This is a genomic window from Paraflavitalea pollutisoli (genome assembly GCF_029360705.1).
GTDB classification, from domain to species: Bacteria; Bacteroidota; Bacteroidia; order Chitinophagales; family Chitinophagaceae; genus Paraflavitalea; species Paraflavitalea pollutisoli.
This window is the reverse complement of record NZ_JARKMX010000001.1, coordinates 69,731-82,184: the sequence shown is the minus strand read 5'-3', so window position 1 is coordinate 82,184 and position 12,454 is coordinate 69,731. Positions and strand designations below refer to the sequence as shown.

The 12,454-nt window shown below is 50.5% G+C and carries 10 protein-coding genes; 3 read left to right on the top strand and 7 right to left on the bottom strand.

The window, feature by feature from the left end; genetic code table 11:
• Positions 1-38: 38 nt before the first annotated feature.
• From P2W70_RS00365 to P2W70_RS00345, 5 genes are all read right to left on the bottom strand, one after another.
• The gene (locus P2W70_RS00365; RefSeq protein ID WP_276479426.1) at positions 39-1,220 is read right to left on the bottom strand and encodes an ABC transporter permease; all 1,182 of its coding nucleotides are present in this window, start codon (positions 1,218-1,220) and stop codon (positions 39-41) included.
• A 24-nt stretch (positions 1,221-1,244) separates the two neighbouring features.
• Complete coding sequence (locus P2W70_RS00360; protein ID WP_276479425.1) at positions 1,245-2,480, bottom strand: ABC transporter permease; 1,236 nt, start codon at positions 2,478-2,480, stop codon at positions 1,245-1,247.
• Between the two features lie 129 nt (positions 2,481-2,609).
• Complete coding sequence (locus P2W70_RS00355; RefSeq protein ID WP_276479424.1) at positions 2,610-3,275, bottom strand: ABC transporter ATP-binding protein; 666 nt, start codon at positions 3,273-3,275, stop codon at positions 2,610-2,612.
• A 20-nt stretch (positions 3,276-3,295) separates the two neighbouring features.
• Positions 3,296-4,888, bottom strand: a complete 1,593-nt coding sequence (locus P2W70_RS00350) for a TolC family protein (protein ID WP_276479423.1) — start codon at positions 4,886-4,888, stop codon at positions 3,296-3,298.
• 5 nt (positions 4,889-4,893) lie between these two features.
• Positions 4,894-6,141 carry an HlyD family secretion protein gene (locus P2W70_RS00345; protein WP_276479422.1) on the bottom strand — a complete coding sequence of 416 codons (1,248 nt, stop codon included), beginning with the start codon at positions 6,139-6,141 and terminating at the stop codon, positions 4,894-4,896.
• A 342-nt stretch (positions 6,142-6,483) separates the two neighbouring features.
• Here P2W70_RS00345 and P2W70_RS00340 point away from each other — a divergent pair, with 342 nt between their 5' ends.
• The 3 genes from P2W70_RS00340 (at position 6,484) to P2W70_RS00330 (ending at position 10,110) form a co-directional block, all read left to right on the top strand.
• Positions 6,484-7,881 (top strand): MATE family efflux transporter, encoded by a 1,398-nt coding sequence (locus tag P2W70_RS00340; RefSeq protein ID WP_276479421.1) that lies wholly within the window; start codon positions 6,484-6,486, stop codon positions 7,879-7,881.
• Positions 7,882-7,989: 108 nt separating this feature from the next.
• Positions 7,990-9,012, top strand: coding sequence for an AI-2E family transporter (locus P2W70_RS00335; protein WP_276479420.1), 1,023 nt, complete (start codon positions 7,990-7,992; stop codon positions 9,010-9,012).
• 321 nt (positions 9,013-9,333) lie between these two features.
• The gene (locus P2W70_RS00330) at positions 9,334-10,110 is read left to right on the top strand and encodes a murein L,D-transpeptidase catalytic domain family protein (RefSeq protein WP_276479419.1); all 777 of its coding nucleotides are present in this window, start codon (positions 9,334-9,336) and stop codon (positions 10,108-10,110) included.
• A gap of 80 nt (positions 10,111-10,190) precedes the next feature.
• Here P2W70_RS00330 and P2W70_RS00325 read toward each other — a convergent pair whose 3' ends face one another.
• Positions 10,191-10,865 carry a hypothetical protein gene (locus P2W70_RS00325; protein WP_276479418.1) on the bottom strand — a complete coding sequence of 225 codons (675 nt, stop codon included), beginning with the start codon at positions 10,863-10,865 and terminating at the stop codon, positions 10,191-10,193.
• A complete protein-coding gene (gene rpoN / locus P2W70_RS00320) occupies positions 10,865-12,352 on the bottom strand; it encodes an RNA polymerase factor sigma-54 (protein WP_276479417.1) in 1,488 nt (495 codons plus the stop codon). Before rpoN ends, P2W70_RS00325 begins: the two co-directional genes overlap by 1 nt.
• Positions 12,353-12,454: the final 102 nt, after the last annotated feature.

Here is a 12,454-nt window from a genome sequence, read left to right as displayed (position 1 = left end):
CTTAAAGGTGGTCAAGTTAGGCATTTTTTGTTCAGTCGCTAATCTTCGTGCAAGGCCACTGCCGGATAAATGGCTGCTGCCTGTTTGCCGGGATACAGGGAACAGATGATCACCAGCAGGTATACAAATAACACCGCGAGTACGATGGCATAGATATAGACGGAGGCAGGCAGGTCGAATACATTCAACAGGGGAAACTGCACAGCAAAAAAGCAACCGACGATCAATGCCAGTGTTGCCAGCACCATCGCTTCGCTGACCAGCTGCCTGGAGATAGAGCCAGCAGGAGCGCCGATGGCGCGGCGTAACCCGATCTCGGCTTTGCGGCGGTTGATATTGTACCAAAGTACCCCAAACAAACCTAGCGCCACATTGATCACCAGGAACCCAGCTACCACCATCATGATGATGATGGGTACGAGTGTCATGCTGTTCTTAGCCTGGCGCTTATTGGTCAGGTGCTCTATTTCAATGGTGGCATTGGTCAGGTGACTGGCCAGGGCTTTGTACAGCCTGCCCTCGAAGGCAACGCCGGTTCCTGGTTTTACGCGAATAAGCGCCTGCTCCATCCAACGCAACGCATTGGTGTCGGCCCGGCGAAACATGGCCGACTCAATAGCCTGGTAATCGCCATGATCCTTTATATCCTTTACGACCCCTACAATACGGCGCGGGTGATCCGATTCTTTATCCAGCACCTGACCAACAGCTTCCCCGGTCCCAAACAGTTTATCCTTTAAAAACTCGCTGATCACGATCGGTTGGTAGCGGCTGGCGTCATCTTCCTTCGAAAACCAGCGGCCGCTGACCAGCGATAGCTTCAACACCTTGGCATGGTCATCACTTACGGTATAGTCGTGAATGCTACGTACATGACGGCCTTCATAGTCGAGGGAGTTCTGCGAAGTGCTCATCGAAAAAGGAATGTTGTGACCGGAAAAACTCAGCTGCTCCACCTCGGGCATCGACTTCACCTGGTTCTTCAGCGCTTCAAAGAAAACATAGAGCGAATCATTGCTTTGCGGCCTGTCCTGCATCTTGAAGCCAATGGACCATACCTGATCATACTCGAAGTTCATCGGTTTGCGGTAATTCTTATAGTAGTATACCAGCATCGTAAACACCGCGAAGATCACCAGGAACGACACTAAGATCTCCAGCATCAGCATGAAGTTTTGCTTCTTTTTGTTCCAGATCAGTTTGAATAAATGCGTGAACATATTGACGATTAAAAAGATGATTAATTATTGAGCTTTCAGGGCAGTTACTACCTGCAGTTTCGACATACGCCAGGCCGGATAGACGCCCGAGAAAAAGCCAAATACGAGGCACACGATAAATGCCCAGGCGAGTACGGTGAAATTGATGGCCAGGTACATATGCGGGATCAGCTGGCTGCTGTTGAGTACCAGGATGACGATGGCAGACAGCGCAAGTCCCAGCAGGCCGCCGATCAGTGTAAGAATGATATTCTCAATGATGAACTGGTACACCAGCGTTTTCGAAGAAGCTCCAAATGCTTTGCGAACACCAATCTCGGAGGAACGCTCCATGATCCGGCTGATGTTGATATTGATCAGGTTCAGGGTGGGCAGCAGCATAAAGAACAAGGCAAACAAACCAATACTCAGTACAAATTTGCCTACGCCCGAACTGTCGTCCTTGCCCAATAATATGCGGGTAAAACTGGCCAGGTACGTGTCGGCATAACTATGAAGCTCATTAAACTCTTCTCCCTTCAGGGGAATACGGGCAATCGTTTGCTGGTACTCGTCCTGAATGGCCGGCAGGTCGGCCTTCGAGCGGGCCAGTATAATGGCTGTGTACATGCCTTCGAAGCGGGTATCGTTACGACCGGTCTTGGAGAGAGTGTAAGGCAGGTAAACATTGGCATACGAGAAGATCAGGGTAATGGGCACATCCTTCACTACTCCACAGACGCGGTACTTCACATTGTCGGTCTCAAAGTATTTTCCGACGGCAGTGGTCTCGCCAAAATAATCCCGCCTGGTTTGTTCGGAGATCACCACCACATGGTCGCCGTTCGTGATCTCCTGGGCAGTATAGGGCCGGCCTTCGAGGAATTCGAATTCCTGGACCTCCCAGAAATCGGCATTGGTGTACTTCATGTCAATTTCCAGTTTCTTATTGTTGATATACGTGTTGGTCGTGATGAAGATCGATCCGATGCCTACGCGCTCCGGCGTTTTCATGGAGGAAACATATTTATTCAGGAAATGGTAGCTCAGTGGCCCATTACTTTGAAAGCCTTTTCCGGAATGCGTGCGGGTAGCCGTGTTGATGTACAGACTGCGGGCACGTTTGGTGTCGGGATACTGGGGGCTGATCAGGTGGTCCAGAAAAGCAGTCAGCACGATAAGGATGGTGAGGGTAAAGGCGATGCCAAACAAGCTGATGAACGTGAAGAACTTCCTGCGCTTTAGCACCGCGATGGCTATTTTGAAATAATTCTTTAACATAAAGCAATTGATTGTCCTTGATTGATGTTGAATACGTCGACCCGGGCTTACTGGTCATGGTGGTGGTGCCAGGTCGGGATACACGGGAGAGACTTCGGCATACGCGTGGCCTTCGTCGGGGGTATCCGCTTAACTCACCTGCGATCCGTCGAACAAGCGAACCAGCCGGTGCGTTCTGCGCGCCATGTGTTCGTCGTGCGTGACCATCACGATAGTGGTCTTGTCGATATTGTTCAGCTCCAGCAGGATGTCCATGATCTCATTACCCATCGCGCTGTCGAGGTTGCCGGTCGGCTCATCTGCCAGGATGATCTCCGGTTCACCAACGATCGCGCGGGCAATAGCGACCCGCTGTTTTTGACCACCGGAGAGCTGGTTGGGGAAGTGTTTCATCCGGTTGCTGAGACCTACTTTTTCCAGTGCAGCCTTGGCCAACCGGGTGCGCTCTTTGGCGTTGCTGTTGCGATAGAGCAGCGGCAGCTCCACATTGTCGAGCACCCGCAGGTCATTGATAAGGTGATAGCTTTGGAATATAAAGCCGAGCTTCTTGTTCCTGAAATGCGCCATCTGTTTATCAGACAGGCTGGTCGTCGCCTCGTTGTCGATCCTCACCTCCCCTTTTGAAGGAGCATCGAGCAGACCCATGATGTTGAGCAGCGTACTCTTGCCGCAGCCCGAAGGACCCATGATCGAGAGAAATTCGCCCTTGTTGACGTTGAGGTTGACATTGTTGAGTGCCAGGGTTTCTACAGCGCTGGTGCGATATACTTTTTCAATGTTTTGTAATTGTATCATGATGATATGCTTTGAAGGTTTTATTGATAGATGATCTTTTCGTTTTTCTCAAAATCGTATAAGGAAAGGTAACGTAACTGGTAATAAGCTCCCCAGAGATCGCGCAGCGCAAATACATAGTCGCGTTTGGCCTGGTCTTTTTCCTGAAAGGCAATGCTCAGGTCGGTAATACTCAGTTTGCCGAGCACATAGCGCTCCCGAGCGATCTGGTATTTCTCCGAAGCGATGCTGTCTGCCTGCTCGGTCAGGGATACCTGTTCCTGCATCATATCAAACAGCGTTACCTGGGTAAAGATCTCCTGACGAAAGACCTGCTGATCCTGCTCTACTGCATATTCTACGAACTTCTGATTGGCCTGCGCTGTCTTCATCCGGCTGCGCGAACGGCCCCAGTCGAGGATGGGGATATCGAACTCCAGCTGAAACAACTGCTGGTTATTGGGTGATTTATATACCCCCGGCAAATTAAGCGAGCTATTGGAAAATCCCAATCGGGCCGTCAACCGCGCATTCAAACTGTTATCGCCCCGTGCCTTCGCCACATCCCGTTTCGCTTCGGTGATCTTGCGCCGAAAAGCGATCGCATCCGACCGGTTGGCATACGCTTCGGTCAATACCTTATCGGCCGATACTTCGATCGCAATGGCGCCTTCCGGCAGATTGAGGGCCACTTTTTCCTCTCCCTTGAGCCCAACATAGGCTCGCAGGTTCAACACGGCAATTTCCATTTCCCGTTTGGCGCTGGCCACCGATTTTTTCGACTTCAGCAACTCGAGTTGTAGTTGCAGGATCTCATTGCGGGATACACGGCCCAGTTCAAACTTCTCGTTGGCAATGCGCAGGATGTTGGTGGTATTGTTGAAATTGGTCTCGGCGATCTGCAGGTTGACCTGTGCCAGCAACAGATCGAAGAAATAACCAGAAGCGCGTATGGCGATCTGCTCCATCGATTCAATGTATTCCTGCCGGCTTTCATTGTACTTTAAGGGCTCGATGCGCTTGTCCCATTTCAGGTTGTTGAACATGAACAGGGGTTGTGTATACCCTACTGCGTAAGGCACCCCATTGTACAGGGTTGTCTTCCGGTCAAAATCATCGAAGCGCTGTAACAGGGTGGTGCCGAAAATGGTGCCGCCCGTTTGTGCGATGCTTTGTTCCAAAGAGAGGTTGAGCGACGAGTTGTTGTTTTTGACCGGCTGAAAGGAGATCGTTCCGTTGGGCTGCAGGATCTCCTGGTAGGTCTTGCTATAAGCAGGCAGCCGACCATCGAGCACCAGTTGTGGCTTGTAATTGGATTGATAGGTGCGCCATAACCAGTACTTGTTCTCCTTCAGGGTGACTGCTTGCCTGGCCGCAATAGATTGCTCTTTGGCCATGGCCACCACTTGCGATAAAGATAGCCGTAGCGTGTCGTCGTAATGGGTAGTGGCAGGCTTCGTTAAATTGGTACGTACATGCTGGCCCATTGTCCAGGGGCGTCCAAATCTGGCAGGCGGGGGCGCTCCCGGCACGAGTACTGCCATCGGTGTGGTTTCCGTCAATTGGGCTTTCAGGCTTTGTCCCCCACAGCTTATCAAAAGGGCTATGCCCGGTAAATAGATCCTTGCTTTCATGGGGTTTAGTCTTTGATGGTTAATTCCTGCAGGTGCTTGTACTGGCTCATGTCACTGGTAATGATCACGTCTCCGGGCTGTACATTGTTTTTGAGTTCCACGAAATCGAAATTCGACAGGCCGATGGGCACACTCCTGCGTATCGCCTTACCGTTTTGTACCACAAACAGGTCCTGTATGGTCACTCCTTTAAAGGCCGGACCATTGGCCACCCGCAGCACGTCACTGCTGGTAGCCGTCACCAGGTAGATGTCGAGCTTCATATTGGGCCGCAGCAGCTTGCTGTTGCGGTTATCGAGCTGCACATCAAATGACAGGATGTTGTTTTGAATGGCGGGGTGAATGTTGATGACCATGCCCTTGATCAGCGAGTCATTGATCTTTGCCACCACGGGCATTCCGGTATGAACCTGGTCGGTAAAAGCATCGGAGATGCTGCCCACGATCTTATAGCTGCCGAGGTCGGCTACTTTCACCAGCGATGCTCCCTCTCCGATCTGCGAACCGATATTCTTATTGACCCAGGTAATGACCCCATCGCGGGAGGCTACTATATTGGCTTGTTCCAGTTTGCGTTCCAGTTCGTCCAGGTCCTTGCGTTGTATCTTGGCGGCTATCTGCGATTCGCGCATATCCGTACGCATGGTCATTTGCTTGTTGTGGATCTCATTTTCAAGTTGACGTTTTTCCAACTGGGCAATCTTCAGGTCCAGCTCGGCCTGCTCTACTTCTTCGCGGGTGCCGCCGCCAGCTTTAAACAGTCGCTTGGCGTCCTGCACAGCTGCTTGCAGGCTGTTGATGCGAAGCTGTTTGATCGAGTCGTTGGCTTTGAGGTCATAAAAGCTTTTGTCGAGCTGCAGGGTCAGGCGGGCGATGCTGTTTTCTTTCAGCTCCAGTTGAAACCGCAGTTTTTCGAGTTCGATCTGCGTGAAAGCTTTGTCCAGTTCCAGAACCGACTGGCCCGATTTCACCGGGGTACCGGCTTCGAGCAATACATTTTTGATGACGGCATTGATGGGGCTGGTGATCACTTCTTCAAATTCAGGCTGTATCTCTCCCGTGGCGGTAAGTGTGTTGTCGACATCTCCTTTCTCTACTACGGCCGTGATGATCGCCGATCTACGGATCGAAGAGGAGAGGGAAAGCCGCAGCACCCAGGTGGCAGCGACCAGCGCGATCAGGATAACTACGATCGAAATGATCCTTTTTCTTTTGCGTTGTTGTATAATCTGGGGGGCGATTGCGCTATCCATGGCTTACTTCGGTTTGCTATAGGGTTCCAAGCTAAGTGCCAATCGTACAAGACACATTATCAACGAGTTGTCAAAAGATCAGGAAGAGAAAATGTCCGGTTTCGGACATTTTGTTCGCCGTGTTTCTCCAAAAGCCAACAAAAATGCTTGGCGCGGCGATGCCAAAAGAGTAGATTTGAAATCTCAATTCCATTGTAATATGATGCTCATCACATTCGCCGGAAACAAGGGCAAGTAGCGCGGGCTCCCGGCGACATTTACGGTTCACCCCCTTTGTCCGCTGCTGAAGCGGTCTTCACTGATCTATTATCATAATTCACTCAACTCCCAAAAGAGTAACGTATGCCATTGAATGCAACAAACAGCAAAACGTCTGTCTGGTCATTTATTAAACAATCACTGACAAGCGAACACCAGGATTTTACCCAGGGCAGCATCCGAAGAGGGGTGCTGATGCTGGCCATCCCCATGATCCTCGAAATGATGATGGAGAGCGTGTTTGCCGTAGTCGATATATACTTTGTAGGCAGGATCGAGCATGCCCGGCAGGCGGTATCCACCGTGGTACTGACAGAGTCGGTATTGACGATCCTGTATTCCGTAGCCATGGCGCTCAGTATGGGTGCTACGGCCGTAGTAGCGCGCCGGGTGGGCGAAAAGAACATCGACCTGGCGGCCAAATCGGCTGCACAGGCCATCAACCTGGCGCTGATCATTACCGTCGTTATCAGCCTGGCCGGTGGCTTTGGAGCACCCTGGGTACTCAAGCTGATGGGCGGATCGCCCGAAGTGGTGGAGATGGGTACGCCCTACACCCGCATCATGTTTGGCGGCTCAGCCGTGATCATGCTGTTGTTCCTCATTAACGGGATCTTCCGCGGCGCAGGCAATGCCGCCATTGCCATGTGGTCCTTGTGGCTGGCCAACGGCTGTAATATTATACTGTGTCCGATACTCATTCACTACTACGGGCTTACCGGTGCCGCCATAGCTACCACCATTGGCCGGGGTGTGGGTGTGTTGTATCAGCTCTACCACCTGTTCAAGGGGAAAAGTCTGTTGCGCATCAGGCGCCCGCATTTCGATCTCGACCTGGGTATCTTCAAAACCCTCTTCGATCTGTCGTGGGTGGTGTTCTTTCAGTTCTTCATAGCGTCGGCCAGCTGGATGTTCCTGGCCAGGCTGATCACCCGCTTTGGCGATGAAGCGGTGGCAGGCTATGGTGTCGCCATACGGATCCTGATGTTTTTCTTATTGCCCGCCTGGGGTATGAGTAATGCGGCGGCGACCCTGGTGGGTCAAAACCTGGGCGCACAACAGCCCGAACGGGCGGAGCAATCGGTCTGGAAGACAGCCAAATACAACGCCATTTTTATGGCGGGCGTTATCCTGCTCTTCCTGCTAGGCGGTGATCTCATCACATCCTTTATGAATAAAGATGCGGGTGTGGTAAAGGTGGCGTCGCAGGCATTGCACATCGTGAGCCTGGGTTATATATTTTATGGGGTAGGTATGGTAGTAACTAGTGCCTTTAATGGGGCTGGTGATACCAAAACACCCACTTATATCAACTTTGTTGGTTTCTGGTTGTTCCAGATTCCCCTGGCTTATTTCCTGTCGGTTTATTTGGGCTGGGGACCTACCGGTGTGTTTACCGCTATCCTGACGGCTGAGGCAGGCATCAGTATTGCTGGTGTGATCATCTTCCGGCGGGGCGCCTGGAAAAATGTAAAGATTTAAAACAACCCGCTGGTTGCCGGATTCTGACAGTTTATGTGTAGCTTGTTGGTTCAAAATCAGCACGCAATACATTAACCAGATTCGGCAACCAGCAACCAGTAAACGCGTATGAATTCCATTCCAAACAATGCCATCCGGCAGCTACTGTTACTGATCCTTATCCTGCTCATCGGTTACGTGCTCTTCATTTACCTCAAAACCTTTTTGCCCGCCTTTCTCGGAGCCTATACCCTGTACGTGCTCATGCGCAAGTACATGTTCATCCTGCAGGGAAAGCATAAATGGAACAAGAACCTGGCAGCTGCGCTCTTGATGTTACTATCTTTTCTGATCATCATGGTGCCCATCCTGGTATTTGCCAATATGATGACCTCGAGGGTTGCCTGGGCCATCAATCATTCTTCAGAAATCCTCACTTCCATCAAGAACTTTATCGCTCAGTATGAGCGGAAGTATGAGATACAGATACTGACCGATGAGAACATCAAACGCATTTCGACGATGGCGGCAGAAACCCTGCCCAAAATACTCGGCGCCACCTTCGAAACGCTGACCACCATACTGATCATGTATTTCATCCTGTACTTTATGTTGGTGGATGGTCGCAAAATGGAATCGCATTTCTACGAATGGGTGCCCCTGAAAGATGAGAATATCCTGTTGCTCCGCCGGGAATTGAACATGCTGGTCAACTCCAATGCCATCGGTATTCCCCTGATCGCTCTCATTCAGGGCCTGGTAGCGCTGATTGGCTATGTCATATTGGGCGTGGATAAACCCATTTTCTGGTTCGTCATTACCTGTATCGCTGCCATGTTGCCCGTTGTAGGGGCTGCTGCTGCCTATATTCCCATCAGCGTGGTGTTCTTCGCAAACGGTGCCACCGGCAAGGGCATCATCATGATGATCTATGGCCTGGGCGTGATCGGTGTTTCCGACAACGTATTCCGTTTCTGGCTGCAGAAAAAGCTCGGCGATGTACATCCGCTGATCACCGTGTTTGGGGTCATAATAGGCGTCAGCATGTTTGGATTCATCGGCCTCATATTCGGCCCCATCCTCATTAGCCTCTTCTTGCTCATGATCAAGATTTACGCAAACGAGTTCAGCCCCAACAAGCCACATCAGTAGGGAGCATTCCGGTAACCTGTTGATTGTTATTGTGTTCTAACCTGACTATACGTCTGTGCGCGTCGTTTCCCAGCAGCCCGGCCAAGCGCCTGTCACTATTCGCAGCACAATAAAATATTGGGGTGTATCGGCTACACCGTGCTATACTAATTCGTTCCTGAGCACCGTTTAATATCCGTCAGCGACCGGCGCCAGTCAAAGGTTTGACGCAGATCAAACCACTGCCGCAAAAAGTTGAACCGTGCAGCAGGAATCCGAAGAGAGACAGGTTGGATATTGATGTTAACAAGAGGCTGTTGCCCCTGTGAAAACCCGAGCACCATGTATCGCCCATTACAATCTATAGTGACTGTAATACTGATATTGATTTTAGCCAGCTGGCCCGTATTTATGTCGGGCAGCAGCAGAGAGTTGAAGATCGCCACCGCAGTGCCCAAGCCGTTCGTATTGTACGATTCACCGTCCAATACGGTCACCAAAAGTGCAGAAGAGCGGCTGCAGGATGATATTGCTTATTTGTTCGACAGCCTGCGACTGGAAAAGATCGGCCTTACCCGCGAAGCCCTGGAGTATGGGTTGAAAGGGTATCGCAAACTGATGGCAGAAGAAGGATTAACCAACGATAGCGTACTCTCGATCGTCGACTTCAGTCAATCGTCCCGTAAGAAGAGACTGTATGTGATCGACCTGGCACGCACCAAACTACTGATCAATACGTATGTGGCACACGGAAAGCGCTCGGGCAAAGAATACGCCCAATCATTTTCCAATGTTCCCGAATCATTCAAAAGCAGCCTGGGATTTTACATAACCCGTAATACCTACCAGGGCGCCAACGGACTTTCACTCAATATTGATGGACTCGAACAAGGGATCAACGATAAAGCCTTCGAGCGGCGGATAGTGGTGCACAGCTCGCGGTATGTAGGAAACAATTGGTTGAAGGAAAACAAGATATCGGGTACCAGCCTTGGCTGTCCCGCAGTGCCGGTGAAAGTCCTGAATAAGATAATCGAAACAATTAAAGGTGGTTCATGCCTGTTCATTTACCACCCTACAAAATACTATCTGACAAGGTCCAACATATTGAACGGCTAGATTGGACATGAACTTCAGATGGTTTGAAGGCGGGAAAGCTCAATATAGGTTCGTACCCTATGTTCGGGCTTTTCTTTTTTTTATATCCACCACGCTACCAGCTGGCAAGCCATACCGGTAAACAGGCCAAGATAGATCTCCACTTTACTATGGTCACTCACAATCAGGCGGGAGGTACAGACAACACCGGTCACCAGAAAAGCCATGGCCAGGTATTGGGCAGTAGTATCGTTACCGGAAAGCGCCTGTATCAGGAAGAACATCATCAGGCCGCCAACGCCAGTAGCATGCATACTGATCTTTAACTTGATATTCCACATCCAGGCGCTGCAAACTCCCAGAAAACTACCCAACAAAAACTGAACAAAGGGAATAGGCGTACGCTGCTGATTGCGAAATACATACCAGATCCAGAAGTAGAATATAATGGCCGCAGCATAGGGAATGATGCGTTCACGTTGTGTACGGAGAAAGAAAGAAGAGACAAAACCCAATCGCTCCATCAGGAAAACGGAAAACGCCGGCAGAAAGCCGCTGCTGAAAAACACCGCGACCATGATGAAGAACTTTTCCCGGTCGCCATAACCGGCAAATGCCATTGGGTGCAGGTACAACAGAAAGGCGGCAACATAGGTAGGGATCAGGATCGGGTGCAACAAAAATGAGAAAAGATGCGCGAAAAAGCGGATCACCGCCGGATGCCGGTCATGACCGTTGCCATTCGCAGAAGGAGCCGGAATACTGATATTGTCCATTATAATTCTTTACGCAGCCGCGCTACCGGAATATTGAGTTGTTCGCGGTATTTGGCCACTGTTCGACGTGCAATATTATATCCTTTTTCCTGGAGCATGTCGGTTAATTTTTCGTCGCTCAGGGGCTTTTTCTTGCTTTCGCCTTCGATCATATCGCTGAGAATCTTTTTCACCTCACGGGTACTTACTTCCTCACCGCTATCGGTGCTCAACGATTCACTGAAGAAGAACTTCAGCCGGTAGGTGCCGAATTCCGTTTGCACGAACTTACTGTTGGCCACCCGGCTTACTGTAGAGATATCGAGTCCGGTACGCTCTGCAATGTCTTTGAGGATCATGGGGCGCAGCGAGGTTTCGTCGCCCGACAGGAAGAATTCCAGCTGGTATTCCATAATGGTTTCCATCACACTCGACAGCGTATGTTGTCGCTGTTTGATGGCATCGATGAACCATTTGGCCGCGTCGATCTTTTGCTTGATGAACAAAACGGCTTCTTTCTGCCGTTTGTCCTTTTTGCTGCCTTTGTCGTATTCCTTCAGCATGTCCCGGTAGCCTTCGCTGATGCGCAGGTCGGGGGCGTTCTTGGAGTTGAGGGTCAGTTCCAGTTTGCCGCCGTTGTTGTAAATGAAGAAGTCGGGCACCACATAGCTTTCTGCTTTGTTGATGTCGCCGTGATTGCCACCTGGTTTGGGCGTTAGCCGGATGATATGGCCGATCACGTCTTTCAGCCCTTCGTCGGTTAGGTTCAGGCCGCGCTGGATCTTATCGTAGTGTTTTTTGGTAAACTCGTCGAAATAGTTGGAAAGCACTTCAATGGCCATGTCCACCTTTTTGCCGGCAAACTGCTGTCTTTTCAGCTGCAGCAACAGACACTCCTGCAGGTTGCGGGCGCATACACCAGCAGGGTCAAATTGCTGGATCAGGCGGATCACGTTTTCCACTTCCTGCTCGTTGCTGTCGATATTTTGCCGGAAAGCCAGGTCATCGACGATCGCTGAGGCCTCGCGGCGCAGGTAACCATCGTCATCGATGCTGCCCACGATCTGTTCTGCAATTCTTCGTTGCCGATCGTCGAGCTTTAGCATACCCAGCTGTTCCAGTAAGTGCTCGTGAAAGGAGGTCTCGATCCGGTAAGGAACGGTTTTATTGTCGTCCGCCTCCGGATAGTTGTCGTCCTTCATCTTATATTCCGCAATCTCTCCGTCGTCATCACCCACATATTCGCTGATATCGATATTGTCGTATTCTTCCTCGCTGCCATCCGGCTCAAAATCGTCATCTTTGCTCTCAAATTCGTCCTTGATCTCGCCTTCAAACTGATCCTCGTGATTTTCGTCTGAAAGCTCAAGGGCCGGATTTTCTTCCAGTTCTTCTTTTAATCGCTCCTCCAGATTGGCAGTAGGCACCTGCAGCAACTTCATCAACTGAATTTGCTGGGGAGATAACTTTTGAAGTAGTTTTTGTTGTAAACTTTGACTCAGTGCCATTATTCGTCAGGGGTTTTTTTAACCAGCCGTTTGCCAAAAAACTTGGAAAATCGGCCGGAACCACAAAAATCAGGCCGTAAATTTACGGACAAAAGTAAGAAA

Excerpts from the sequence above, each read along its gene's own strand:
- P2W70_RS00365 (WP_276479426.1), bottom strand. The coding sequence starts at position 1,220 with ATGTTCACGCATTTATTCAAACTGATCTGGAACAAAAAGAAGCAAAAC.
- P2W70_RS00360 (WP_276479425.1), bottom strand. The coding sequence starts at position 2,480 with ATGTTAAAGAATTATTTCAAAATAGCCATCGCGGTGCTAAAGCGCAGG.
- P2W70_RS00355 (WP_276479424.1), bottom strand. The coding sequence starts at position 3,275 with ATGATACAATTACAAAACATTGAAAAAGTATATCGCACCAGCGCTGTA.
- P2W70_RS00350 (WP_276479423.1), bottom strand. The coding sequence starts at position 4,888 with ATGAAAGCAAGGATCTATTTACCGGGCATAGCCCTTTTGATAAGCTGT.
- P2W70_RS00345 (WP_276479422.1), bottom strand. The coding sequence starts at position 6,141 with ATGGATAGCGCAATCGCCCCCCAGATTATACAACAACGCAAAAGAAAA.
- P2W70_RS00340 (WP_276479421.1), top strand. The coding sequence starts at position 6,484 with ATGCCATTGAATGCAACAAACAGCAAAACGTCTGTCTGGTCATTTATT.
- P2W70_RS00335 (WP_276479420.1), top strand. The coding sequence starts at position 7,990 with ATGAATTCCATTCCAAACAATGCCATCCGGCAGCTACTGTTACTGATC.
- P2W70_RS00330 (WP_276479419.1), top strand. The coding sequence starts at position 9,334 with ATGTATCGCCCATTACAATCTATAGTGACTGTAATACTGATATTGATT.
- P2W70_RS00325 (WP_276479418.1), bottom strand. The coding sequence starts at position 10,865 with ATGGACAATATCAGTATTCCGGCTCCTTCTGCGAATGGCAACGGTCAT.
- rpoN (WP_276479417.1), bottom strand. The coding sequence starts at position 12,352 with ATGGCACTGAGTCAAAGTTTACAACAAAAACTACTTCAAAAGTTATCT.